At 44.1% G+C, this 25,886-nt stretch carries 27 protein-coding genes; 14 read left to right on the forward strand and 13 right to left on the reverse strand.

Annotation, left to right across the window (positions count from 1 at the left end):
* Positions 1–20 precede the first annotated feature (20 nt).
* The 8 genes from rplS (at position 21) to smpB (ending at position 5,784) form a co-directional block, all read left to right on the forward strand.
* On the forward strand, positions 21–368 hold the full coding sequence (gene rplS / locus JEY82_RS12745; RefSeq protein WP_092157606.1) for a 50S ribosomal protein L19: 348 nt from the start codon (positions 21–23) through the stop codon (positions 366–368).
* A 147-nt stretch (positions 369–515) separates the two neighbouring features.
* Complete coding sequence (locus JEY82_RS12750; RefSeq protein WP_304085997.1) at positions 516–1,184, forward strand: ribonuclease HII; 669 nt, start codon at positions 516–518, stop codon at positions 1,182–1,184.
* Positions 1,166–1,588 carry a YraN family protein gene (locus tag JEY82_RS12755; protein WP_092157601.1) on the forward strand — a complete coding sequence of 141 codons (423 nt, stop codon included), beginning with the start codon at positions 1,166–1,168 and terminating at the stop codon, positions 1,586–1,588. Before JEY82_RS12750 ends, JEY82_RS12755 begins: the two co-directional genes overlap by 19 nt.
* On the forward strand, positions 1,530–2,372 hold the full coding sequence (gene rsmI / locus JEY82_RS12760; RefSeq protein WP_304086000.1) for a 16S rRNA (cytidine(1402)-2'-O)-methyltransferase: 843 nt from the start codon (positions 1,530–1,532) through the stop codon (positions 2,370–2,372). The genes JEY82_RS12755 and rsmI overlap by 59 nt, the downstream gene beginning before the upstream one ends.
* 29 nt (positions 2,373–2,401) lie before the next feature.
* A complete protein-coding gene (locus tag JEY82_RS12765; protein ID WP_304086002.1) occupies positions 2,402–3,157 on the forward strand; it encodes a PTS system mannose/fructose/sorbose family transporter subunit IID in 756 nt (251 codons plus the stop codon).
* A gap of 49 nt (positions 3,158–3,206) precedes the next feature.
* Complete coding sequence (locus JEY82_RS12770) at positions 3,207–3,524, forward strand: HPr family phosphocarrier protein (protein ID WP_304086004.1); 318 nt, start codon at positions 3,207–3,209, stop codon at positions 3,522–3,524.
* Positions 3,524–5,308, forward strand: a complete 1,785-nt coding sequence (gene ptsP, locus JEY82_RS12775) for a phosphoenolpyruvate--protein phosphotransferase (RefSeq protein WP_304086006.1) — start codon at positions 3,524–3,526, stop codon at positions 5,306–5,308. Before JEY82_RS12770 ends, ptsP begins: the two co-directional genes overlap by 1 nt.
* Before the next feature lie 8 nt (positions 5,309–5,316).
* Positions 5,317–5,784, forward strand: coding sequence for an SsrA-binding protein SmpB (gene smpB, locus JEY82_RS12780; protein ID WP_304086007.1), 468 nt, complete (start codon positions 5,317–5,319; stop codon positions 5,782–5,784).
* Positions 5,785–5,884: 100 nt separating this feature from the next.
* Here the strand turns inward: smpB and JEY82_RS12785 are convergent, their stop codons facing one another.
* On the reverse strand, positions 5,885–6,043 hold the full coding sequence (locus JEY82_RS12785; RefSeq protein WP_170830286.1) for a hypothetical protein: 159 nt from the start codon (positions 6,041–6,043) through the stop codon (positions 5,885–5,887).
* Positions 6,044–6,222: 179 nt separating this feature from the next.
* Between JEY82_RS12785 and JEY82_RS12790 the strand changes: the two genes are divergently transcribed.
* The 6 genes from JEY82_RS12790 to JEY82_RS12815 all read left to right on the forward strand — a co-directional run bounded on the left by JEY82_RS12790 (position 6,223) and on the right by JEY82_RS12815 (position 13,182).
* On the forward strand, positions 6,223–7,101 hold the full coding sequence (locus JEY82_RS12790; RefSeq protein WP_304086009.1) for a LysR family transcriptional regulator: 879 nt from the start codon (positions 6,223–6,225) through the stop codon (positions 7,099–7,101).
* Positions 7,102–7,121: 20 nt separating this feature from the next.
* Complete coding sequence (locus JEY82_RS12795) at positions 7,122–8,510, forward strand: FAD-binding oxidoreductase (RefSeq protein ID WP_304086011.1); 1,389 nt, start codon at positions 7,122–7,124, stop codon at positions 8,508–8,510.
* Positions 8,510–9,646: a (Fe-S)-binding protein gene (locus JEY82_RS12800; protein ID WP_304086013.1), complete on the forward strand. Its 1,137-nt coding sequence runs from the start codon at positions 8,510–8,512 to the stop codon at positions 9,644–9,646. The genes JEY82_RS12795 and JEY82_RS12800 overlap by 1 nt, the downstream gene beginning before the upstream one ends.
* A gap of 78 nt (positions 9,647–9,724) precedes the next feature.
* Positions 9,725–12,238: a preprotein translocase subunit SecA gene (secA, locus tag JEY82_RS12805; protein ID WP_304086014.1), complete on the forward strand. Its 2,514-nt coding sequence runs from the start codon at positions 9,725–9,727 to the stop codon at positions 12,236–12,238.
* Between the two features lie 92 nt (positions 12,239–12,330).
* Entirely contained in the window at positions 12,331–12,930 is a 600-nt protein-coding gene (locus tag JEY82_RS12810) for a MarC family protein (RefSeq protein WP_304086015.1), read from the forward strand.
* Between the two features lie 30 nt (positions 12,931–12,960).
* Entirely contained in the window at positions 12,961–13,182 is a 222-nt protein-coding gene (locus JEY82_RS12815) for a hypothetical protein (RefSeq protein WP_304086017.1), read from the forward strand.
* 106 nt (positions 13,183–13,288) lie between these two features.
* On the opposite strand, the gene JEY82_RS12820 is transcribed toward JEY82_RS12815, so the two are convergent.
* The 12 genes from JEY82_RS12820 to JEY82_RS12875 all read right to left on the reverse strand — a co-directional run bounded on the left by JEY82_RS12820 (position 13,289) and on the right by JEY82_RS12875 (position 25,713).
* A complete protein-coding gene (locus JEY82_RS12820; RefSeq protein ID WP_304086018.1) occupies positions 13,289–13,780 on the reverse strand; it encodes a YfcE family phosphodiesterase in 492 nt (163 codons plus the stop codon).
* A gap of 6 nt (positions 13,781–13,786) precedes the next feature.
* Positions 13,787–14,719, reverse strand: a complete 933-nt coding sequence (locus JEY82_RS12825) for a VacJ family lipoprotein (protein WP_304086019.1) — start codon at positions 14,717–14,719, stop codon at positions 13,787–13,789.
* A 17-nt stretch (positions 14,720–14,736) separates the two neighbouring features.
* A complete protein-coding gene (locus JEY82_RS12830) occupies positions 14,737–15,387 on the reverse strand; it encodes a phospholipid-binding protein MlaC (RefSeq protein ID WP_304086022.1) in 651 nt (216 codons plus the stop codon).
* 39 nt (positions 15,388–15,426) lie between these two features.
* Positions 15,427–15,873 (reverse strand): outer membrane lipid asymmetry maintenance protein MlaD, encoded by a 447-nt coding sequence (gene mlaD, locus JEY82_RS12835; RefSeq protein ID WP_304086023.1) that lies wholly within the window; start codon positions 15,871–15,873, stop codon positions 15,427–15,429.
* 19 nt (positions 15,874–15,892) lie between these two features.
* Positions 15,893–16,732: an ABC transporter ATP-binding protein gene (locus JEY82_RS12840; protein WP_304086025.1), complete on the reverse strand. Its 840-nt coding sequence runs from the start codon at positions 16,730–16,732 to the stop codon at positions 15,893–15,895.
* 9 nt (positions 16,733–16,741) lie between these two features.
* Entirely contained in the window at positions 16,742–17,554 is an 813-nt protein-coding gene (locus JEY82_RS12845; RefSeq protein ID WP_304086026.1) for an ABC transporter permease, read from the reverse strand.
* Between the two features lie 216 nt (positions 17,555–17,770).
* Positions 17,771–18,385 (reverse strand): HD family hydrolase, encoded by a 615-nt coding sequence (locus JEY82_RS12850; RefSeq protein WP_304086028.1) that lies wholly within the window; start codon positions 18,383–18,385, stop codon positions 17,771–17,773.
* A 65-nt stretch (positions 18,386–18,450) separates the two neighbouring features.
* A complete protein-coding gene (argJ, locus tag JEY82_RS12855; RefSeq protein WP_304086030.1) occupies positions 18,451–19,635 on the reverse strand; it encodes a bifunctional glutamate N-acetyltransferase/amino-acid acetyltransferase ArgJ in 1,185 nt (394 codons plus the stop codon).
* Between the two features lie 158 nt (positions 19,636–19,793).
* Positions 19,794–21,698 carry a SurA N-terminal domain-containing protein gene (locus tag JEY82_RS12860; RefSeq protein ID WP_304086031.1) on the reverse strand — a complete coding sequence of 635 codons (1,905 nt, stop codon included), beginning with the start codon at positions 21,696–21,698 and terminating at the stop codon, positions 19,794–19,796.
* A 104-nt stretch (positions 21,699–21,802) separates the two neighbouring features.
* Complete coding sequence (locus tag JEY82_RS12865) at positions 21,803–23,719, reverse strand: aconitate hydratase (RefSeq protein WP_304086032.1); 1,917 nt, start codon at positions 23,717–23,719, stop codon at positions 21,803–21,805.
* Positions 23,720–23,789: 70 nt separating this feature from the next.
* Complete coding sequence (locus JEY82_RS12870; RefSeq protein ID WP_304086033.1) at positions 23,790–24,050, reverse strand: hypothetical protein; 261 nt, start codon at positions 24,048–24,050, stop codon at positions 23,790–23,792.
* Entirely contained in the window at positions 24,010–25,713 is a 1,704-nt protein-coding gene (locus JEY82_RS12875; protein WP_304086034.1) for a chorismate mutase, read from the reverse strand. The genes JEY82_RS12870 and JEY82_RS12875 overlap by 41 nt, the downstream gene beginning before the upstream one ends.
* Positions 25,714–25,886: the final 173 nt, after the last annotated feature.

Consider the following 25,886-nt stretch of genomic DNA (forward strand, 5'->3'; position numbering starts at 1 on the left):
TTTATATAAGGAGTAGCAACATGAATGTAATTACAAAGATCGAACGCGAACACATGCGTCTTGATATGCCTGCATTTAAAGCAGGGGACACCGTAAAAGTACATCTTCGTATTATCGAAGGTGAGAAAGAGCGTATCCAGGTTTTCCAGGGTGCTGTTCTTCGTTTCCGTAACGGTACAACCGATTCAACTTTCACAGTACGTAAGATCTCCGACGGTATCGGCGTAGAACGCGTATTTGCAGTACACTCTCCATACATCGAACGTATTGAAGTTGTTACTGAGGGTAAAGTTCGTCGTAGCCGCATTTACTATCTTCGTGACCTTAAAGGTAAAGCAGCACGTATCAAATCAAAGAACGCTTGGTAGCACCCGAAGATTTAAATCTTCGCGGTTCACTCATCCGGGCAGTCTGTCCGGCGGAGTAAGCAACTACGAGTTGAAAACCGTCTCTCCCGGATCGCAAGGTTCAGGAGCAGACGGTTTTTTTGTTGGATTTACGACGGAGCAATCAGGATGTCGCAAGGATTATTGCACGGAATATTGCCGGGACTGGCTGATGAAGCCGGACTTATCGCAGGAATTGATGAGGCGGGCAGAGGATGTCTGGCTGGTCCAGTTGTGGCGGGCGCTGTTATTCTTCCCGCTGAGTATGATCTACCGGGGCTTACTGATTCTAAAAAACTCAGTGAAGCCGCGCGCGATGTGCTTGCTGATCAAATCCGTGAACAGGCGGTATGCTGGTCTTTGGGAGTTTGTCGGGCACAGGTGGTCGATCAGATAAATATTCTTCAAGCGACATTCAGAGCTATGGCCCGTTCGGTGATTCATCTTAAAGTTCGTCCTTCAATTTTGCTTATTGATGGAAATAAGACTATTCCGGTAAGTCACTTTAATGGAGCGGCAGGGTATCAGCAGGAATGGATAATCAAAGGTGATGAAAAAATACCCGAAATTTCAGCCGCATCAATTCTTGCTAAAACTTTCAGAGATTCTCTGATGGTTAAGCTGGAAAAAAGATATCCGGGATACGGCTTTGCTATTCATAAAGGGTACGGAACCAAATTTCATATGGATGCAGTTCGGGAAAATGGTCCCTGCCTGATCCATAGACTTACTTTTAAAGGCGTGCTTCCTGAAAAGAAGAAGTCAGGGCAGGAGAGTTTATGTCTCCCCGGCATTTAGATTTCGGCGAGGCCGGAGAAAAATTTGCTGCCCGCTATCTTGAGTGCAGAGGGTTTTCTCTCCGCCACCGGAACTGGCGTTGGCATCAATGGGAACTGGATATCGTTTGCGATGGTCCGGCTGATTCTGACGGTGTACGTGATCTTGTTTTTGTAGAAGTGAAGACCAGAGCCGGAAATTCCGTGCAAAAAGGATTGCAGGCGGTGACTCCTGCAAAATGCCGTAAATTAGTAAAAGCTGCTTCACATTATTTGTCGGCAATGGACCTATGGCATAGACCGTGCCGTTTTGATCTCGTTATTGTAAATGATGCCGGAAACGGCATGAACGCGGAGCACATAAAAAATGCCTTCGAAATCTCCGACTTTATGGGTAGTGGCAACACCGCTTGGCAACCTTGGTGATATTTCAGATCGTGCAAGAAAGATTCTGGCTTCGGCAGATGTTATTCTGGCCGAGGATACACGCAGAACCGGAAAACTGCTGACTAATCTTGATATCAAGGGCAAAGGTTTTATCAGTCTTCACGATCATAACGAAGAAAAACGCATAGCAAAGGTTCTCGAGTTTTTTGATGAAGGCGGCAATGCTGCTCTCGTTTCTGATGCCGGAACACCTCTTATGAGTGATCCCGGTTATCGTCTTGTCAAAGCTTGCCGTGAACATGGCGTAAAGATCGTTCCTGTACCTGGGCCTTGTGCCCCTGTTACGGCTTTGAGTGCTTGTGGACTTCCTCCGTACCCGTTTGTTTTTCTGGGCTTTATGCCTCGCAAGGACGGGCAGATGACTAAGCTTTTTGAAGTTCACGGAGCAACGGGTGCAACGATAGTCTTTTTTGAACGGAAATCGAGACTGCGTGAAACTCTGGCTGTGGCATACAGAGTGCTTGGAGACAGAGACTTTGTGATTTGCCGTGAGCTGACTAAAGATTATGAAGAATTTATTTCAGGAACCTTGTCCGGTCATGAAGATGTTTCAGCTGAACTTAAGGGTGAGATAACGGTCGTCGTGGGGCCTCCGGTTATAAGCGGTCCGGCCAGCGAAGATGAAATTTATCGTCTCATAGATCAAGAAATGTTGTCAGGTGAAAAACCGAAAGTTGTAGCCCGAAGAGTGGCAGATCGAGTTCAGGGGTGGACAGCCAAAGCTGTCTATGAAAAAGTGACTGAAAGAAAAACAAATAGTTAGGTCGTTAGAGTTGTACGGTGAAAGTGGACGTGAATGAAAAAATAAAAGATAAAAAGTCTCTAGGCCGGGCTTGTGCCAGGTGCTTTTTGCGCAGTTATTTTGTCGGCGCGGGGTTTAATACCCGCGGATTGCAGAATATCGGTTTCTCTTACGCCATGCAACCCGGGCTTGAAGCTATTTACTCGGATTCATTGGAGTTGTCTAAGGCTCGTAAGCGTTATGTTAAGCATTATAACTCTCATCCGTTCTGGGCTCCACTGTTGATTGCTATTTTTCTGGCTGTGGAAATCCAGATTAAAGACGGCAAGTTTCCAGTTTTGCTTTTGAATAAAGTTAAAAATACGACCAGTTATACACTTTCTGCCATCGGTGATTCTGTCTTTGCCGGAAGTGCCCTGATTTTTTGGGCGTTAGCCACGATATCTCTTTTGCTTGCTGGCAATACTGTTCCGGCTATGTTACTCGGGTTGATATCATTTGTGGGTTTACAGGTATTTAAAATATATATTTTCTGGGGCGGATTATATAAGGGCCTCGGTTTTTTGGATCAATTGAAAAGGTGGGATCTGATCAATTGGGGAGAACGGCTGAAATATGTTAATGCGTTCGTTCTTTTAATAATTTGGACCCAATTATGGCCTTCGGGTATGGGAATTTTCCAGTGGTATGGCGGAGCCGTAATATTAGGCTCTCTAGGGTGGTTGATCGCAACCGGAAAGATTTCCAGAGAAGTTATTGCAGTTCTTTTTGTAGTAGCGAGTTTGTTTCTAATAAACTTAATTTAAGTTAAGACTTTTGCGTTTGCAGAATTATGATATAAAGGAATGGTCGAAAATGATTGAGAATAGCGCGCTGCGGGAAGGTTTCCCTGATTCGGAGAACGCTGTAGCCCGGACTGTTATTGTAGTTAACCAATTGGGACTGCATGCTCGTCCGGCGGCGCGGCTTGCACAGGAAGCTCAGAATTTTCAGGCTGAGATTGCAATTATTTGTGATTCTCAGGAAGTGGATGCTAAGAGCATTCTTGACATTCTGACTCTTGCAGCTGCACAGGGAAGCACTCTTGAATTGAGGGCCGACGGTATTGATGCCGATGCAGCTCTTGATTGTCTGGAAGAAATGTTTAAGTCAAAATTTGGAGAGGAAAAGTAGTGGCCAGGGAAGTCGTTTCAGGCATTTCCGTTTCAACGGGTATTGCTATCGGTAAAGCCTATTTTTTGAATCGCAGCATCTCTTCGAGGTTGCCGCGACAGACTGTGCCTGTGCACATGGTTGCCGATGAAAAAGAGCGATTGACGTATGCCTTTACTGAAGCAGTTAAAGAGCTTGCGGCTGTCCGTGAAAAAGTTCCTGCTGAACTGAAAGAGCATCAGCTTATTATTGATTCTCATTTGATGATGCTCAAGGATCCTAAGCTTTCCAAAAGAGCCACAAAATATATTGATGATCTTTGTATTAATGCAGAGTGGGCACTTGATAAGGCTGTAAATGATCTTGATAAAACTTTCGGTGCGCTGGAAGATAAATATATCCGGGAACGCATGCAGGACGTGCGCCAGGTAGCTCAGAGGGTTCAGACTAAGCTTATAGGCGGAGAAGCGAGCGTAAGCCCTATTCAGGGGCGTGCAGTGCTTATGGCTCACGACTTGTCACCTGCTGACACCATCGAGTTGGAAATCAATAAGCTTATGGCTTTTGTTACAACTCTCGGCGGTAAAACGTCTCATACCGGAATTTTAGCCCGTACTCTTAATATCCCTGCTTTGGTAGGTGCTGAGAAGCTTGAAAGCTGCGTTGTTGATGGTGACCTTGTCATTGTGGATGGCCTTTCGGGTAAAATTTTAGTTGATCCCGATGAGGATGAACTCGAACATTATTACAATTTACAGAATCAATTCGAAAGTTATCAGGCCACTATTATAAGAAGTTGTCATCTTCCGGCTGAAACCGAAGACGGTTACAGAGTTCAGGTTTTAGCTAATATTGAACTTTTTGAAGAAGTTTCAGCTGTTATCGATAATGGCGGAGAAGGGATCGGGCTGTTCAGAACAGAGTATGCCTATTTGAACCGCAGCAGTCTGCCCGACGAAGAAGAGCTTTGCGAAAAATACACTGAGCTTGCTGCTATTATGTCACCCCGTAAGGTTGTTTTGAGAACTCTTGACCTTGGTGCTGATAAATTTATGTCTTATTTCGGTCCGCTTGATGAGGCTAATCCGGCCATGGGACTCAGAGCGGTCAGGTTTTGTCTGAAACATGAAGAACTTTTTCATACTCAGTTGAGGGCTATTTTGCGGGCAAGTGTGCATGGCAACGTGTCGCTCATGTTCCCAATGATTTCCGGGCTGAAAGAAGTCCATCAGGCAAAAGCAGCCTTAGCCCGCGCCCAGATAGAGCTGACAGCAGAAGGCATTCCGTACGATCATGACATGCAGGTAGGTGTTATGATTGAGCTTCCTGCTGCGGTGATGATTGCAGAAATTTTGGCGCAGGAAGTCGACTTTTTCAGTATCGGAACAAATGATCTGATTCAGTACAGTTTGGGTATCGATCGTACTAATCCGCATGTTTCTTATCTTTATCAGCCTTTGCATCCGGCGATAGTACGCTCCATCAAGTATGTTGTTGACGCGGGACATAGAGCAGGGATAGGCGTAAGTCTGTGCGGAGAAGTCGCATCTGATCCGTATTGTGTGCCTATTTTGATGGGTATGCAAATTGACAGTCTCAGTCTTACTCCGCAGGCAATTCCGGGAATTAAGCGAATTTTACGTCAACTTGGAATGCCTGAATGTAAACAGCTGTTGAAAGAGGTTCTGCAGTGTCGCACGGTTGCTCATATTAACCGTCTTGTTACTGAAAATATTTATAAAAAATATCCGGAAGAGCTAATCTTTTTTGCTTCGCTTCTGGATAATGAAGATATCGCAGGTTAAAATTTATTATGGCTAAAGCTAAAAAGAAAAGTCCTTCTTCCATCGCACGGAATAAGATTGCTCGTCGAAATTATGATTTTATAGAGACTTTGGAAGCAGGTCTTGTACTTGTGGGAACAGAGGTTAAATCTCTGCGCCAAGGGCAGATCAGTTTTAATGACGGGTATATAAATTTTAAAGATGGCGAAGCATGGCTGGTGGGTATTCACATTGCGCCCTACGATCACGCTGGTCATTTACAGCATGACCCGGACCGTTCGCGTAAGCTGTTGCTTCATGATCACGAAATTATAAAACTACAGGCAAAGTCCGAGCAGAAAGGGCTGACTGTAATTCCTGTGAGCCTTTATTTTTCTAACGGCAAAATTAAATTACAGATAGCTCTTGCCAAAGGTAAGAATGTTCATAGTCGTAAAGAAGAATTGAAACGGCGTGATATAGCAAAAGACACGGCCCGCCAGCTAGTCAATTATTGATCTAGCGGACGAGCCGTAAAAACTTTTACCACCCCTTGCCGGTAGGTGGATAAAGTAGGGTATGGGATAGTAATCTTTCGTCCGTCAAGGAGCGAAATTTTTACTGAAGTCTCGAAACTAAAACGGTGAGGGCCATTGTAGCTCCGATCCAGAAAAATAGTTTAATCGTGCCGGTTACGGGATCGAGTCTTTTATAGCCAGAAATGCTGTCTTCGGGAGTTAATATTTCCATTACGAAGGTGCTGACGCTGTTTCCCATGACGATTCTCCTCTGTCGTGATGTTGATTTAAAAAAATCACGAACTTGATGAATTGTTAATGCCTGTTTTATTTCGTTCTATCCAACGGGAATAATAGAACCCCCCCTTTAAGTTTATCGATAGACCTTGAAACCAATTTCGGACAAATTTAAAGAAGATTATATAAGCTGCCTGAATTATGGAACTATACCAAATAAAAACCTTTGTGGTTGTCGCTTGTGAAGGCAATTTAACCCGCGCCGCTAAACGGCTTCATGCCAGTCAGTCGACAATCAGTTTGCATATTAAATCTCTTGAGGAAGAACTTGATGTATGTCTTTTTTTGCGTACTCCCAAGGGAATGGTTTCTACTCCGGAAGGCGAGGTTCTTCTGAAAAGGGCTCAGGATGTTCTTGATTCTGTAGAAAAAATGCAAGCTGAAGCTAATTCTCTTCGCGGCGATGTGTCCGGAGAAGCCCGTGTGGGATTGCAGACTTCACCTGTTTATTTAAGAACCCCCCAGCTTATTAAGTGCATTAAAGAATATTATCCCGGCCTTAATCTACAATTTATTCAGAATCATACATGGACTATCCGGCGTGAAGTAGTGGGTAGAGCTATTGAGGGCGGCTTTTTTTATTCGGTATATCCGCCTGATGAAATGGAAGGGATTATTTTAGAAAATACTGTGCTTAGAGTTGTAGGGCCTGTCTCTTGGCGGGATAAGATGGAAAACGCCAAATGGGAAGATCTTGCAAAACTGCCGTGGATTTGGACTCCCGCCGAGTGTTCATTCAGTCAAAAATTGAACGAAAAGTTTCATTCTCTCGGGCTTGAGGCCAGTAAATCTATGATCGCTGACAGCGAGGACGCACATAATGCTTTGGTGCGTTTTGAAAACGGGGTAACTGTCATGCGTGATGATGAAGCTCGCGAAGGGGAAGAAGGCGGGTCTTTTTATATATGGCCCGGCGGGCATCTCGAAGTGGGATTGTATTTTGGATTTCATAAACAACGCATGGCTGACCCGATTGTAAAAGCTTTGATTGACTGTGTTGAAAAAGTCTGGAAATCCTGAGCTTCTTCGGTGGAGAATCAATGAAATTTTATCCAGAAAAATTATCCAAAGCACAACGTAAGTTTTTAAAAGAGCTTTTCCCTGAAGGTGAAAGCGGCTTTTCGGATGGAGAGCTTCTCTCTTGCGGAGTTGATGCCAGTCGTAAGCATGCTAAGCCGCTTGCGCTTGTTAAGCCTCATTCTGTTAAGCAGGTATCGGAACTTCTGGCTTGGGCGCAGAGAGAGCGTATGCCTATTTATCCACGGGCAAGAGCCACAAACAAAGTCGGTGGTTGTGTTCCGGTTAAGAACGGTGTTGTTGTTTCCATGCTGGGGATGAATTCTATTTTAGATATTGACCCGCAGGATTTTGTCGCAGTTGTTCAGCCCGGAGTCATTACTGCGGATTTGCAGAAAGCCGTAGAAGAGCGAGGATTGTTTTATCCTCCCGACCCCGCAAGTCTTAAAATTTCAACTATCGGTGGGAATATTTCTACATGCGCCGGTGGAATGCGGGCTGTTAAATACGGAGTCACGCGTGATTACGTGCTCGGCCTTGAGGTGATTATTCCCGGAGGCGAGGTCATTCACACTGGCGGGCGTACGCATAAGAATGTTGTTGGGCTTGATCTAACAAGACTGATGGTCGGTTCCGCAGGATCGTTGGGGGTGATTACTCAGGCGACACTTAAATTACTTCCTCTTCCTGAAACATCCGCATCTGTTCTTATCGGTTTCGAGAATTTACCCGGCTGTTTGAAAGGTGCTGAAGCTGTTTTCGGGTGCGGGATTTTGCCTACAGCTATGGAACTTATGGATCGCAATACGCTGAAAGCTCTTAAACTTCATTCCGATGTACCTTGGCCTGAAGAAACGGGAGGAGTGCTTCTTCTTAAAATTGATGGCTCCCATGAATCCGTTGAAGCTGATCTCAGGCAGATTGAAAAAGCTCTTTCAAATGAGCCTACTACTTTCCTTGAAAAGGGGAGCGGAGAGGATCAGGAACGGCTGTGGGAATTACGCAGAGTTATAAGTCCTGCTGCTTTCAATCTTGCTCCTGATAAGCAGGGCGAAGATGTTGCCGTGCCGCGCGGAAAAGTTGCACAGGCTATTGAAATTTATCATGAAATTGGTAAGAATTTTGGTCTTGTTGTTATGTGTTTCGGTCATCTGGGTGACGGGAATATTCATGTCAGTGTGATGTATGACAAATCTGTTCCCGGTCAGTCTGATAATGCGTTAAAGGCGAAAAAAGCCATATTCAGCAGCACTCTGTCGCTTGGCGGAACACTGTCTGGAGAACATGGTATCGGTTTGACGAAAGCAGACTATCTCGGAATGCAGATTGGTGATACCGAATTAAATCTAATGCACCGAATTAAAAACGTTTTTGATCCGTTGAATATAATGAATCCCGGGAAGGCTGTTTAATGGCTGTGTCCAAAAGCTGTGTTCAGTGCGGTAAATGTCTTGAAGTCTGTCCCCTTTTTAAGGTTACAGGGCGGGAAGAACTGACTCCGCGAGCAAAATTTTTCTTGGAAGGGTTGAATCCTTCCGAAGGTTTAAACGAAAAAGATTTTAAGTCTCTAGCATCCATGTGTCTTTCTTGTGGAAGGTGTGAAAATATCTGCCCGCAAAACATGTCCGGTCCTGATTTGGTATCGTCATTAAGAGCAGAGTCCAAAGGCTTTACTAAGACTTGCTGGGATTTATGGCTTTCGAAGCCCGGGTTTATTTGGCCTATGGTGGCAGCTTTATCAAAGTTTTCTCCTGCTAATCTGCCGGAGCCTGTCGGCTCTGCTAAAAAAAGGATGGAAGCTCTTTTCGCAAAAAGTCCCAAACCTTGGGCTAAGCTTGTTCCCGATATTAAATTTGAAGAGCAGAAAGTTGTACTCTTTGAAGGTTGTGTCGGCAGGTATGCACGCAGGGATTGGACTCGTAAGGCAGAACACTTTATGGACGGCCTAGGTTTGGTCAGGGCTGATAAACCTGATTTTGTCTGTTGCGGGTCGTCTTATGGTGGTGCCGGGCTGCTTGACCGGCAATGCAAGGCTAGAAAGGCCAATATCACAGCATGGAAGAACTCAAATTTTCCGCTTGTCATCATTTTCTGTACTACCTGCCTGAAAGGGCTTAAAGAATATTCTTTGGCCGATTTTGACGGAGATAGAGAGCTTCATAATAAATGGGTTTCATGTCTCATTCCGTTGTCTTCTTTGTTGTTAGATGCGGATGTGACACTCTTAGAAAACAGTCCACAGCAGGTAATTTATCATAAACCCTGCCATGCACCTCAGCCGGATTCAGATCAGGCATTAGTTGAAGCTGTCGCGGGTGAAAAGTTGATGCCTGTCAACAGTGATCTTTGCTGCGGATTCGGTGGAATTCTACAGCTCGGTGCACCTGAACTTTCGAAGCAGGTGGGATATTTTTGCATAGATGCGCTTACAAAATCAGTATCACCCGGAGCACATATTTTGACGGGCTGCTCAGCCTGCGTTATTCAGCTTGCAACTCTAGCAAAAGCTGATTTTTTTACGGGTCATTGGCTTGATATTTTGGAATAAAGACTTATTTGGGAACAGTTGCTCGTTTTCATTGAAGAAAAATACGCGGGAATCGCCGCCGAGAAAAAAGGATATTAAATGTTTAACGCCATAGTTTCGACGATATTCGGTTCCAGTAATGAAAGGTTTATTAAAAAGCTTAAACCGCAGATTGATGCAATTGCTTCATTTGAACCGGAAATGGAAAAGCTGACTGATGAACAGTTTCCGCAGAAAGTTGCTCAGTGGAAAGAAGAAGTCGCAGCGGGAAAAGATCTTGATGATATCCTGCCGGAAGTTTTTGCTTTAGTCCGTGAAGCCGGAAAACGTTCTCTTGGCATGCGTCATTACGATGTACAGATGGTCGGTGGTCTGGTTTTGCACGGTGGAAGAATTGCGGAAATGAAAACTGGTGAAGGTAAAACCCTCGTGGCTACTTTGCCTGCTGTTCTTAACGCTATTTCCGGTAAAGGTGTTCACCTTATCACCGTCAATGACTACCTTGCCACTCGTGATGCGGGTTGGATGGGTAAACTTTATAATTTTCTAGGTCTCACAATCGGTGTTGTCGTTCATGGTCAAACTGATCAAGAACGGCAGGACGCTTACGCATGTGATATCACTTATGGTACGAATAATGAGTTTGGTTTTGATTATCTTCGTGACAACATGAAGTTTTACAAAGAACAGCTTGTTCAGCGTGAACTGAATTTTGCTATTGTTGATGAAGTTGACTCCATTTTAGTTGATGAAGCACGTACTCCGCTTATTATTTCCGGTTCCTCTGATGAAGCAACCGGTATGTATGCTCAGGTTGATACCATCATCCCTCTTCTTAAGCGGGACGTTGATTTTGAAGTGGATGAAAAAGGTCACTCCATAACGATGACTGAGGAAGGTGTTACCAAGTGCGAGCAGATTCTTAAAATTGATAATCTTTACGATTCTCAGCATATTTCATTTCAGCATCACATAATGCAGGGGATCAAAGCTCATCATTTGTTTTCGCGAGATGTTGATTATATCGTAAAAGATGATCAGGTTGTCATTGTTGATGAATTTACGGGCCGTTTAATGCCTGGCAGACGCTTTTCAGATGGATTACATCAGGCTTTGGAAGCAAAAGAAGGCGTAAAAGTTGAGTCTGAAAATCAGACACTTGCTTCTATCACTTTTCAGAATTACTTCCGCATGTATAACAAGCTTTCAGGTATGACCGGTACTGCGGATACTGAAGCCGTTGAATTTTCGCAGATTTATAATCTTGACGTCATTGTAATCCCTACTAATACGGAGATGGTCCGTAAGGATTACCCTGACTCCATCTATAAGACGCAGATGGAAAAATATAACGCTATCGCGAACGAAATTGCTACTCTTTATAAGAAAGGTCAGCCTGTACTGGTTGGTACTGTTTCCATTGAAAAATCTGAGTTGATTGGATCTCTGCTTAAAAAACGGGGAATTCCGCATGACGTGCTGAATGCAAAGCAGCACGAAAAGGAAGCTGAGATTGTAGCAGAAGCCGGCTTCAAGGGGCATGTCACTATTGCTACGAATATGGCTGGTCGTGGTACTGACATTGTACTCGGAGAAGGCGTTAAGGAGCTTGGCGGGTTGCATATTATCGGAACAGAGCGGCATGAATCCCGTCGTATTGATAATCAGCTTCGAGGTCGTTCCGGTCGACAGGGTGATCCGGGAAGCTCCCGTTTTTATCTTGCTCTTGATGATGACCTGATGAGACTTTTCGGCTCTGAGCGTATTGCCGGCATTATGGATAAGCTGGGAATGCAGGAAGGGGAGCCAATTGAGAATAAAATGGTTTCCAAAGCTATTGAAAATTCTCAGAAGCGTGTTGAAGGTCATAACTTTGAAATACGTAAACAGTTGCTTGATTATGACAATGTTATGAATCAGCAGCGTGAAGTTATATACTCACTCCGTCGTGAAGTTATGAATTCTGAAGACATGGATGACATGATTTTCGAGTTCGTTGAAGAACTGCTGGATGAAAGCTATTATCCGGTTGCTGAGGCCAAAGGTAAACCTTTGGATGAAGAGACTGTGGAAATGGTTAGAATGGGTCTTGACGAGGTCTTCGGGTTCAACCGCAAGGTTGAGTTCAAAGAAGGTGTGCCGGATCGTGAGCAGGCTGAGGAGTGGATTAAAGACATTCTTGGTGAACTCAAAAGCAACGCTGAAGATCATTACAATGAAATTCAGCGCTATTTCATGCTTGAATCTCTTGACCGTAACTGGAAAGATCATCTTCTGAATATGGATCATTTGCGCGAAGGTATAGGTCTTCGTGGATACGGACAGAAAGACCCTAAGCATGAGTATAAACGTGAAGGTTTCGAACTCTTTCGGGAAATGCTTGAGCGCATAAAAGAGAATACTGTGAAAGCTCTTTGCCATCTTCGAATTGAAGCCGAAGTTCGTGATGAAGAGTTTCAGCATAAAGATCAGAAGGGGCTTGAGTATTCCGATAAAGAAGAAGGCGAACCAAAGAAAAAACAGCCGGTGCGACGATCCGAACCCAAGGTTGGTAGAAATGAAAATTGCCCTTGTGGAAGCGGAAAGAAATATAAGAAGTGTTGCGGTAAATAGTTGCTTTTAGATTAGTAGACTAAAACCCCTGACGGCTTCTGCTGTCAGGGGTTTTTTTATAACATTAAAATTATGTTCAGGTGGGAATAACGATGCTTGCAGTATTTTTTCAAACATATTTAAAATTGTTTTTTATCCTAACCCCGTTTTTTGCTATATCTGCATTTTTATCTCTGACGCAGGATCTGAGTCCTGCGGAACGGAAAAAAACAGCTGTAAAGGTTACACTGGCGGTAATAATAAGCTCTCTCGTTGTTTATCTCTATGGACGTTATATTTTTGAATTGTTCGGCATCACTCTTGATGCTTTCAGAATTGGAGCAGGCGCGATCCTCTTTCTGTCTGCAATGAACATGGTCGGCGGTGGCGGGAAAAAATTTGAAGCCGGCAATGATGATGATGATATTGCAGTTGTTCCTTTAGCTATTCCTATTGTAGTAGGTCCGGGGACCATTGGCGCTCTTCTCGTAATGGGGTCAACTGTTCAAGGTCTGAAAGATCAGGCTTTAGCTTGCGCAGCTCTCCTAAGCGCGGTATTAACAGTCGGTGTTCTTTTGTTTGTATCTTCGGGTCTTAAGCGTTTACTTGGTAAGCGCGGACTGAATATTTTAAGCAGACTGACCGGACTGTTAGTCGCCTCTATTGCAGCTCAGATATTTTTCACTGGACTGCGAAATTTTATGCTGAATTAAGTTACCGCTTATTCAAAGGAGGAATTTTAGATGGACAGCAGCAAGACTCTTACAGAGAGATTTTTGGTGGCTCTTTTTAGACGGGGACAAGCTCCTTACCTTCCTATTTCGTACCTTAAGGAGCAGGGAGATAAAGTGCTCAGCAAAGGTGAAACTGATAAGCTTCTCACTATGCTGACAGAAATGGTTAAGCAGGGTTCTCTTGAATTGAAAGACGGAGAATATAAACTTCTCAATGATCCTTTTGCGTAGCATCCGAAGTCTGGATTCAGTATATATTTTGTTGTAATTATTTTAGAAGTCTTGGAAAAGTTGTGAGCCGTTGAAGTTTTCTTCAGCGGCTTTTTCTTTGATGAAATTAGTCGACAGGGATAAAGGAACAGAAAAGGTTCATATTTTCTGCAACTTCTAGAATAGCAACACTCGGCGGCTTGTTATCGCGAGGTGAGGTAAGGCTCCCGGGGTTCAGCATTTGAATGCCATTAACAACCGACCAGTCTTGAATGTGAGTATGTCCGTAGCAGAGAAGGTCAAAATCAGGACTGAAGGAATTAGCTACATTCCTCGATACTTGAGAGCGGTTTCCCCATCCGTGAGCAATTCCGATCCTGAGTCCTTGGAAAGAAAGTGATTCTAGTGGGCGCAGTTGGTCCGAGAGCTTCCAGTCGTCACAGTTACCCAGCGCGGCATAGAAATTGGGATGCTGGCAGAAGAATTGCCAGACTGAAAAAGAAACTAAATCACCGCAATGAATGAGCAGATCTGCATCTGCCAGATGTTCATTAAAAATCTCCGTGAGTCTGGAATCAGGCTCACGGAGATGTGTATCAGAGATAACAGCTATTTTCACGTCTGTTTAGTTCGTCGGCTGAGTTTCCGCATTAGGGTCGGTCACAATGCTTGAAGTCGGAGCAGGACGTCCGCGTTTAGCGTCATTAACTTGCTTTGTTCTATACTGCAAATATGCGTTTCTTAGAGCAAGGTAAGGATCAATCGCACCCTCTTTAAGGGATTCATATTCACCAAGGTGGAATGAAAGCTTGTTGATCTGGTTGTAAGCTCCGGCTGAAACGGAATAGTACCAAGGAATACCGAACCACCAGAAAGGATTGAGCACGAATGTATCAATTCCAAGTCCGACAGCATCACGCACTGTAGATGGTCCAAGAACCGGAATAACAAAGTAAGGGCCATTCGAAATTCCCCATACTCCGAAAGTCTGTCCCATGTCTTCATTACCTAAGTAGAGAGGCATGGTAGACTGCTGTGATCCTGCAACATTACCGAGACCACCCATACCGATTACGGTATTGGCTACGAATTTAGATGTTTCAGCGCCGGCAGTGAAAAATTTGGCTTGAAGCAGACAGCTTGTTACGCGAACTGGGTAAAGTAGGTTCTGGAAAAAGTTGTTTATCCATGTTCTCGGGCGAAGAGGCATGACATACATGTACCCTTGCGTTACGGGTTTAGTGATTTTAAAGTACATAAAATCATTAAACGTAAACATTGCCCGGTTGTAGCCTTCCCATGGGTCAGAAGCACCTGTTTGCTGCTGTGTTTTCGCATCGCCCCAGATGTCGTCATCGAAATCGTCATCGGTTGGAGCTGATCCGTTCTCTTTCTCTACTGCGCCGATAATCCCGGAGCCGACTTGCGCGACAAGTATAGGGTCATCACTTTCTGCGGATCTTACCTGTGAGGGAAAGGTCAGCAGGATGAAGGTCAGCACTAAAAAGGCTAGAAGCGCATTTGAAGCTGAATTTTTTAAGGTCATGGGCTTTTTCATTATTGATTGAAGTCCGTTTATTTTTTTTCTTGTTGGTCTTTTAATTCATGGCACTTCTGTTCGAGGCGCGTAAACAGTTCTTTTTTGCTTGTTTCGAATTTATCATTCGAACTTGTGTCAAGTATTCCAGCAAATTGGGATCTGTAATTGTTGACTAGACTGATTCCTTCGATTTTTACATCATAAACATTCCAAGCATTATCGATTAATTTGAGACGATAAATGACAGGTATGGCTTCTTTGTTTGTAAGCAATCTAGTGTCTACTTGAGCGTATTTTGCCTTTATTATAGTCTCTTTGTCAAATGAGACTTTTTCATTGGTATAATCTTCGATTCTACCGAGATAGGTTTCTTCAAGCAATTGAGTGAAAAGAGAAATAAACCTGTCTTGTTCTTCGGAGGAAAACTTAAGCCATGGCCTGCCTATTGTCCTTTTTGACAGCTCGCGAAAATTGAAAAAGCTTTTGACTGCTTCACGTACTTTCGCATTCATTTCATCCTGCTTATCAACAACACCTTTATATTGAGGGTCATTAAGGACATTAATAACGCTTTGTACGCCGGAACGCAGCCGTTCCAGTGGTGAATTTGCGGTTGCGGCGAAACATGCGAGTGACGCAAGGCTCAAAAGCAGGAGGAAAATGGATATGGTTGTGATTCTTTTCATATATATATTCGGGTATGAGTTCTTGTGATGTTTATTTTATTAGACCTTGCCAAAAACATATTTACTTATCAAGTCTTCAATATCGATCGCCGATTCTGTCTCGATAATCGTTCCACCAGGTTCAATGGGGTCTCCGACACCGCCGAGGGCTATTTTTACATACTTATCGCCTATCAACCCGCTGGTTTTTATAGATGCAATTGCATCGTCCGTAAGCTCGATCTTATTTTCAAGACTGAGTCCCACAATCGCTTTTTGAGTTTCAAGGTTTAAGGAAATATTGTCGACAAAGCCTACTGGAACTCCCATTATTTCAACAGGAGCATTTATCCTGAGACCGGATATATCGTTAAAACTGGCACTCACGTGATAGTGGCTGTCTGATAAAATGCGCACGTCTCCAAGTTTAACACTCATATAGACTATCAGCAGCAGTCCAATGAGTACGAAGAGTCCAACAGTTGTTTCTTTAGAGTATTTTTTCATGACTGAATCCATATTATTATCAATTATTATCCTGATCACCAAGATATCTGGTGCAGTCCATTTTCATCACTGAAGGGTCGAGAGGGGGCATTGTTAGTCTTGGTGCTTCCCTTTTTTGCCCTTGTCTATCAAGGAACTGTCGTAAATAGGGGTTTTCCGTTGCTAAAAGAGATTCCTTGCTTCCTTCGAAAAGAGCCTTGCCTTCACCGAGAACAAGAATGTGGTCTGCAATTGTTTTCATGCTTGCAAGGTCGTGACTGACAACAACGATTGTCATATCAAAGCTTTCTTTAAGCTCCAGAAGCAGTTCATCCAGTTCCGCAGAATTTATAGGATCAAGGCCTGATGTAGGCTCATCACAGAAAAGAATGTCAGGGTCCATAACCATGGCCCTTGCAAGTCCTGCTCTTTTTCTCATTCCACCTGAAAGTTCATTTGGAAAATAGTCAATGAAAGGTTCAAGTCCGACAAGATTAAGTTTCGCTTTAACAACTTTAGAAATTTCAGAGGACTTAAGTCGCGTATGTTCTCTGAGCGGAAGAGCCACGTTATCAAATAAATTTAAAGAACCAAGAAGAGCACCATCTTGAAAAAGTACGCCTATGCGTTGTTTTAGACACCTGAAAGCCTTTCTTTTTAATGTTAAAATATTGTGTTTGCCAAGAAAAACTGCTCCTCCGAGAGGTGTGTTCAGTCTAAGTATATTTTTTAGCAACGTTGATTTTCCGCATCCTGATCCACCGAGGATTACGGTAACACCGCCACCGGGCAAAGTTGCATTAATGTTATTAACCACAGGCGTTCCATCATATCCGATGGTCAGGTTTTCAATGCGTATATCAGGTGCTGAGTTTTTCATGAAGAGTAATTAAAAAAGTAAGGAGGTCAAAATGTAGTCAGACACAAGCACCATTACGCAGGACATTACAACCGCTGTGGTTGTTGCCTGGCTGACTCCTTCGGGTCCTTTTCCATCTTTCCGGAAATGGGTGAAGTATCCTTGAAAGCAGCAGACAGTACAGACGAGAACAGCAAAAACAAGAGATTTAGCAAATCCGGCAGAAATATCTTCCCAGCTAAGCGAGGTGTAAACTCTATGAAAATAAACGCCTGAGTTGCCGCCAAGCAGGGCAACTCCGGTTATATAACCGCCTACAATCCCGATGAGATCAAAAAGAGCAGTTAAAATCGGGAAAGAAATAAGTGAAGCGATCAGTTTCGGACTTACCAGATAGTTGATGGGGTTGATGTCCATCAGTTCAAGCGCATCAATCTGTTCGGATATGCGCATCACCCCGATTTCAGCTGTCATTGATGAGCCGGCGCGTCCTGTGAGCATTATTGCCGTCAGGACTGGTCCTAACTCGCGGACTAGAGAAAGAGCTACCGCAGCTCCCAGAAAGCCTTCAGACCCGAACTTAGAAAGAGCATAGTATGTCTGAAGACCTATAACCATCCCCGTAAACACTCCGATTAAGGAGATAACGGTTATAGATCTGACTCCAATAAAATAAAGCTCTTTAATAATTTTCGGGAAAATGGACAACGAACTGAAAACATGCAGAATCGCCTCGAAAAGGAAGATGCACATTGCACCGGCTTCTCCGAGGATATTAAGGCTGATCCTTCCCACTAGTGCGAAGGGCTGTATAATCTGTTTGTCTGAGGCAAAATGCGGCATTTGTGTCTATATTTTTGTTTGTTTATATATTCTTATTGAATGAAGTCGTGTTAATCATGATTTTACATCAAATCCTTTCAGAGCAAGCTCTAGTCTTAGCATAATGATCTGGAAAATAAAAGTAGCTGTAGGCAGGAAAGCCTTAATTTTTATAAGCATAGTTTAAATATAGTTAGGAGAAAAAACAGCGCGTCAAGAAGTGGAAGGAATAATCAACTATTCCTCGTCGTCCGGACCGCTTTTATTTTCCCACCAACTCGGGGGCGGTCCTAGATACCACCATTCTTTATGATCAGTCTTAGAAATGGTTTCAGCAAGTTTTTTACCTTGTTCAGTGCGCAACCGTTTAAGGGCGGAATCCATCCATGTGGCCGCGTATGGATTCCCCATATCGTGTTCTTCTTTGAGATTTAAAATAAAATCTATCTGATCAGCATCCTGAGCAAGTAGTGATTCAATTGATTCACATTTTTCAAGTTCTTCCCAGTGTGGATAAATTTTATCCTCAAGGCCTGTTCCTTCGAGGGTATGACGCAGGGCTTTATCACGATAGCTTCTGTTGTATATCCGGTTGACGTAGTTGAAGTCTCCGGTGCGGGCTTCATGCAGATCGTGGAAAAGACACATGAAAACAGTGCGGGCCATGTCCGCCTCAGCCATATCTGCAAGGACATATCCAAGAACGGCAACTCTGTATGAATGATCCGCAACAGATTCAGAGCCTGATCCTAGAAACTGGTAGCCTGTGCGCGGAGTTTTTCTAAGCATGCCGACTTCAAAAAGAAAGTCGGCCAGTCGTGTCATTTTGTCGCGACTTTTAATATTTTTCATAATAGTAATTCTCAGTAAAAACGTCAGCCTGTGTTTGACAGGCTGACGTAAAATTAAAAAATAGATTAGGAACGATAGTCGGCATTAATGCTGATATATTCGTTGGTGAGATCGGACGCCATAAGCCGGGCTGTTCCGTCTCCGTCACCTAAATCTATGATGATTTCTATGTCCTGTTTGCGCATGATCGGGTCAAGCAGGGCGTCCAAGTCGCCTTCGACCGGTTTGCCTTCCTTGAAAACGGTGATCTTACCGAAACGAAGAGTTAACATGTTTGGATTAAATTCTGCTCCGCTTCGTCCGGCCGCTGCGACGATGCGGCCCCAGTTAGGATCTTCACCGAACAGAGCTGTCTTTACCAATGGAGAGTTGCCTATTGCGCGCGCAATAAGTTTTGCATCGTCATCACTGCGGGCGCCGGAAACTTTTATAGACATGACTTTTGTTCCGCCTTCAGCGTCCTGAACAATCATGTAAGATAACGACTGACATACATCGAGCAGTGCTGCTTCAAGCGCATCCTGTGTTTCAGGTGAATCAGCTTTATAGTTTGAAGCTCCGTTTGCAAAAGCCATAACTGAATCGTTGGTACTTGTGTCACCGTCAACGGTGATGCAATTGAAAGATTTATCAATGCAGCGTTTGAGGGCTTCCTGCCACCAGACAGGATCTACTTCGGCATCGCAGATAATAAATCCGAGCATGGTTGCCATGTCCGGGCAGATCATGCCGGCGCCTTTACACATGCCCAGTATTTGAGCCGAACCATTTTCAGATTCTACTGAACCCCATGCAAGTTTGGGGAATTTGTCAGTTGTCATGATGGCTTTAGCGGCCTGCACAGGATTGGATTCACCCAGAGTTTCAACAAGACGAGGCGCGGCGAGTTCCCATTTATCCATATCAAAACGCGGTCCGATAACACCAGTTGATGCAGGGAGCAGGTCGGAGGATTTGAGGTTCAGACCTTTGGCAACAAGTTCAAGTGTCTTTTTGCAATCGGTAATTCCTTCCGCTCCGGTGCAGGCATTAGCCTGTCCCGCATTGATTAATGCTCCACGAACATAAGGTGAATTACTAAGCGTCTCTTTACAAACCGTTACGGGAGCAGCCTGAAATTTGTTTTTTGTAAATACACCTGCTCCGGCGGCGGGAGTTTCGCTGAGGATCAGGGTTAAATCATTTCTATTAATATACTTGAAACCTGCGTTAATGCAGGAAAATTTGAATCCTTTAGGAATGGACAGCATATGTGCATCTCCAGTTTGTTTTGTTCGCTTGCTTGAAAAAGTATAAGTTTGAAGGTCTTAGTTACGCTTTTGGCGACTCATCTGCAAGAGTGTTGCTGCTCAAAAAAAAGAGTCTGTTCCCGTAAGAACAGACTCTTTAACTAATCGTTAACTAGAGATTAATTATTAAGAATGTCCGGGCGGACAACTTCGACTTTTGCTTTGGATCGCAATTCTGTCATAAATGAATTAATCATTTCATTAGCCTGCTGGCGTTCGAGGCTTGTGAGGATAGCTTGCTTCTGGCTTTCCCATGTTTCTTCACTTGGAGGAATGGTTTCATCAAGTCTTGCGACAATATAGCCTCCGGGAAGTTCAAAAGCTTGCTTCAGCCAAGTGTTTTTGGTTGACGCAAAGGCAGCTTCAGTCAGCTTAGGATTCATACCAAGACCGGGAATAAAACCGTCTCTACCGAAAGGCTCAGAGGTTTTGAGGTCTTTTTTGATTGATTTAAGTTCCTGCTCAGCTGTTTCCGGAGTGGAAAGCTTGCCCATGATAACAGTTGCTTTAATTTTTGCCATCTCCATTGCCTGCTGTTGAGCAAGAAAGTCATTGATGTCTTTCTTAACTTCTTCAAGCGGGTTGAGAGATGCCGGAATTTCTTCAACTTTCTGAGCTATGAGATATCCATTATCTACTGCAACAGGCATTTCAGTTGAACTTCCTTTAGGAAGACCTATAATTGTTTTTGCTGCGTCTTCAGTCATGCCGAACGCACGGGTGAGGTTCTCAAGGGTTGCTTTTTCACTTTTCTGAATTGCAACTCCAAGTTCTTCGCCGACGGCGTCAAGTTTCATGCCTGAAGCGAGGAGGTCGATTGCATGGTCAAGCTTTGAGCTGATTGAATCAGCAGCTTTTTCTTGAGCAATTGTGTTTCTAATTTCAGTTTCAACCTGATCGAAAGCTTTCTGTCCAGATTCGCGGGTGTCGTCGACTTTTATTATGTGGAAGCCGAAGCGTGTGCGGACAGGTTCACTGATTTGACCTTTTTTAAGTTTGAAAGCTGCATCTTCGAAAGGTTTAACCATTGCACCGCGGCTGAACCATCCGAGTTCTCCGCCTTTTGTTTTGCTTGGGCCTTCGGAATATTTTTCTGCAAGCTTGGCAAAGTCTCCGCCAGCTTTTATTTTTGCTAGAATTTTCTGAATTTTATTTTCTGCTTTTTTAATGTCGGCAGAACTGGCATTTTCATCGACAAGCAGAAGAATGTGACGGGCTTTAATCTGTTCATCCTGCTCAAAATGATCTTTGTTTGCTGCATAGTAACTGCTCAGCTCTTCAGGGCTTACATCTTCATAGACAGACAATTCTTCAGGAGTGAAGGAAATATATTCAATTTTACTGCGAGTTGGGACAGTAAAGCTGTTGGGGTTAGCCTTGTAGTATGCTTCAATTGCAGAGTCTTCGATTTTTGCTTTGTCAAGAAAGTCAGCACCGGAAACATAATAGTAATCGATCTGAGATCTTTCGCCTGCCCAGTTGAAGAGCGCGCGAGCTTGAGCTTCGGTAGGGACAGCTGGAATTGCTACATATTCCTGAATCTTCTGAATAAGATTGCTGTTACGCATATCGTTTTCAAAAGTTGAGGCAGACATTTGTCTACCCTGTAGGTAGTTTTGGTAACGTGATTTATCAAACTTACCATCGGCAGTTGTAAAAGCGGGTATTTTGCTGATCTCGTAATAGAGTTCGCTGTTTGAAATGGAAATTCCAAGACGTCTAGCTTCAGCTTCAAGAATTTTTGAATTAATAATTTGATTCAGGATCGCTTTTTTAAATTCAGGAGACTGGAGCTGATCAGGATCAATATTAGGGTCTTGTTCTCTGAGAATCTCAGCAGTCTGGCGATAGATTTCAACGAATTCCTGCGTGGGGATCGGTTCGTCATTTACGTAAGCGATGACAGGATCAGTGTTGCCGTCAAAACCGCTCATGCCGAAGGCAAAAATGAAAACCAGAATGATGATACCGAATAAAACTTTAATGCCCCAGCCTTGGGCATTTTGGCGCATAATGTCCAGCATGACGTCTCCGTACTCCAGTTAGCAGTTCGTACTGCTTTAAATGTTGGTATACATGTAAGACACAGCAATCAAATAGTCTTTGATCGCTGTGTCATTCTCATTTATTATTTTTTGCCTACGTAATTAAGCAGGCCGCCGGCTAAGATTATAGCCAGTTCTTTTTCCGAAAGATCGTTCTCGACTTTGATCTTGATACCGTCTGCAGTGGTCATTTCGGTCACTCCGCCCGGGGTCAAGGATGTAGTTTCGAGGGATAGACCGCTTCCTTCGGATAGTTTGTCGTAATCGCTCTTGTTAGATAGTACAAGGGGTAGAATGCCGAAATTGATAAGATTTGCTCTATGGATGCGTGCAAGGGACTTAACAATGACAGCCACAACACCAAGGTGACGTGGCCCCAGAGCAGCGTGTTCGCGGCTTGAGCCTTGTCCGTAGTTTTCTCCGCCGAGGATTATTCCGTTGTCAGAATTTTTCATCCTGCTGACGAAGTTTTCGTCAACGCGGCTGAAAATGTATTCGCTGATGGCAGGAATGTTTGAACGCAGAGCTGTGATCTGTGCTCCGGCAGGGAGAATATGGTCAGTTGTGATGTCGTCACCGACTTTTAGACGTACTTCAGAAGTGATTATTTCAGGTAACGCTGAAAATGATTCAAGAGGTATAATATTAGGACCGCGAATGATCTCTACATTCTCATCGTTTTCAGGAGGGAAGATGAAAAGGTGGCGAATAGAAGGAATCTCAGCAGGAAATTCGATCTTTTCCGGTGGAGTTCCCCATGTTGCAGGGTCTGTGAATTCGCCTGCAAGAGCCAGTTTGGCTGCGGTCTGAGGAGACGCAAGGTAAACCTTGGCATCCTGAGTTCCGCTGCGACCTTCAAAGTTGCGGTTGAAAGTCCTTACGCTGACTCCGGCGGAGACAGGAGACCCGCCCATGCCTATACAGGGACCGCAAGTACATTCAAGAAGTCTTGCTCCTGAATCAAGTAAAGGCCCGATAAGTCCTTCGGACGCGAGCATTTTTAACACTTGCTTCGAGCCGGGGGAGATCATCAGATCAACACCCTGAGGAAGCTGGTTGTCTTTTAGAATCAGTACTGTTGTCTTGAGGTCTGAATATGAAGAGTTGGTACAGGAACCGATTGCAGACTGGCTGACTTTAAGACCGGCAAGAGATTTAACACTTACTACGCGGTCTGGCATATGAGGCTGCGCTACTAACGGTTCAAGTTCGGAAAGGTTGATTACAACGGTATCAGAATATGTTGCATCTTCATCCGCGATAAGCTCGCTGAAATCTTCTTCGCGGCCCATGGCTTTGAGGAATTCTTTTGTCTGTTTATCACTTGGGAAAAGGGAAGTTGTTGCTCCGAGTTCTGCGCCCATGTTAGTTATAACCGCGCGTTCAGGAACTGTCAGAGTTTCAACACCTTTGCCACCGAATTCAAAGACTTTTCCTACGCCTCCTTTGACTGTGAGCAGTCCAAGGAGGTGGAGGATGATATCTTTAGCGGTGGCCCAGCCGGTCAGCTTTCCGGTCAGTTCGACCTTAACAACTTTAGGCATGGGGATAGAGTAAGGCTGGCCTGCCATAGCAAGAGCTACGGATAACCCGCCTGCGCCCATAGCCAGAGAACCGAGTCCGCCGGCAGTGGGGGTGTGGCTGTCAGAACCGATCAGAGTTGCACCCGGTTTAGCAAAATTCTCGAGGTGCAGCTGGTGGCAGATGCCTGTTCCTGCTGGCGAGAAAACTACTCCGTATTTGGCAGCTACTGTTCTGAGATACTGATGGTCATCAGGGTTGCGGAACCCCATCTGTAAGGTGTTGTGGTCAACATAACTCACAGAAAGTTCAGTCTGTACTTTGGCAATACCCATGGCTTCAAATTGTAGATACGCCATGGTTCCGGTGGCATCCTGAGTCAATGTCTGGTCGATTTTAAGGCCTATTTCAGAGCCTGATTCCATTTTCCCATTTATAAGATGGCTGGAAATAATTTTTTCAGTAATATTAAAACCCATGATGCCTCCAAAGTTGCTTATGCGCTATTCTAATTTAAGAATAAACAGACCTGTTCAATATGATTTAGGATTAATACTCGGTCATTCCGAGTTTGATCCGATTAATTTTTTTTCTGCGAGAGTCTATTTCGACTTCGAGACGAAGTTTGTCTCTTTGACTCTCAAATATTTCTTGTGCGAAATAAATACCCTTAATAGGGTCTTCGCTTTTGAGAAGTTCCTGAATTCTATTTATGCATGCTTCAAGTTCATTTTTAAAAGACTCAATAGCTTCTTCTATTTCAGGAATACTAATCAATTTTGATTCTTCTTCTGTTTGATTTTGCGTCATCGTTCAGCTCCTTCACTTCGGGGTCTTTCAATCCGTCAATTTCAGGAAGACTATTGTAAAGAGTCCAGTAACGAGGCCACAGTTCGGTGATATCTCCGGGGTTCAATAAGGAAAGTCCCGGGCGAATCCAGGCCATCAGTCCCAGAGCTATTCCGAAATAAGGAGTCGGAGCAGTCCAAGCATCTTCCCATTCCAATCTGCCGGGAGTAATCTGAACTCCGTCTTCGGTGCGGGCGTATTGAAGTCCGAGGCGTTCGAGCAGTTCTATGCCCTGTTCAAACAATGTCACGTCTTTAATTCCCTGAAGTGAACACTGAGTTCCGGAGTTAACAGCAAGTGCAATTCCGATTGGGAAAAGTTTTGATGCTTCTCCGAAGTCAATATTTACCGACTGTGGCTGTTCGCCTTTGGTGGAACTGATTTCAGTATCGGAAACCTTTACAACCAAGCCTCCTAAAGTAAGAGCTTTAAGAGCATCTTTCGCTTTAGGTGAATTTTTCGGCCATGTTCCTTTGATAGTTACATTCCCGCCGGCAAAAGCGGGGATTGAAAGTAGAGCTGCACTCAGTTCCGGGTCCAGAGCAATGTTTGGCTGCTCAGGGAAAGAAAAGGAGTTGCTGAAAGGAACTGTACATTCTGTTTCAGTAAGAACAGCTTTGATACCGCAAGTATTAAGAACTTCGACTGCATCACGTATTTCAGAGATTCCAGCCCAGTTTTTGTCGAATTTGAGGTTCATACCTTGTGGATATGTCCATCCTGCAAGAGTAAGCGCTGCCGCAAATTTGGGTGGGGTCTCTTCAGTCAATGTGAGAGAAGAAACCATATTTCCACCGCACTCAAGTCTGGCGGGCAGTCCATGGCTCTGAAGATCAAGAGTGTTGAGGCGGGCTCCAAGTGGTGACAGCAATGATGTCAACTGTCTGGAGTCATACTGTTTAAGAATGGGACCGCCTGCAATTTTAAACTTGCCGGGAGATTTCAGCCCGAAAGCAAGAATAAGATACAAGGTCATTTCGTCATCGCCTGCGAAGACAAGTTTATCTTCGAAGAAAACTCCTTCGCCAGAGCGGGATTCGATAGTATCATTTTCCCATGAAATGTGAGCTCCAGCCTGATTGAAAGCTTTAGCAAGCTCCGTCAATTGATCATTAACAGACAAGGGAGACATTTTGGCGTCAGCTGAACACATCGCAGCAAGGGCAATCCATAGCTGTGACTGGAAAAGAGAGCATGGGCCGTCAATGGTGACTTTTACAGGTCTTCTTGGCGGTGATAGCGAATAAGAAGGCAGATTGCGGTTTTCAGGTTTGGCTACACAAGTATATGCGAGAGTGTTGAGTTGTTCGAAAACTCTGCGCGCAGCCTTGAGATTAAATTTTTCATCTGCGGACTTTGTTGTCCAGATTTCAAATATACGTCTTTCCATATCCGGGTCAGCGAGAGGCAGACCTTTCAATTTACGTTTAGAGGCCGCTTTACCCATAAGGGTGTTTCTGCGTGAAATCATTGAAATTAGACGTTCGTCAAGGTCTCTAATTTCATGGAGGAGAGACGGTTTGCGCGGAGCATCGCCACCGGATCTACCGGGTCTATCGGATCTATCGGATCGACCAGGTCTATCGGATCTATCGGGGCTATCAAATTTTTTGTAATTGGGCATTTTTTGTTCCTGATGAGTGATATAGGGAAGAACGCCTTTCTAGCCTGAAACTCGCCGATGAGCAAGCCCCAAAGATATGACAATATATGCTGTATTTATATAGTTGAAAATACAGCAAAAGAAAAGGGAGGAAGCGGTAACCGCCTCCTCCCTATAAAAGCAAGTAGTGGTAC

This window comes from Maridesulfovibrio ferrireducens (genome assembly GCF_016342405.1).
Taxonomy (GTDB): domain Bacteria; phylum Desulfobacterota; class Desulfovibrionia; order Desulfovibrionales; family Desulfovibrionaceae; genus Maridesulfovibrio; species Maridesulfovibrio ferrireducens_A.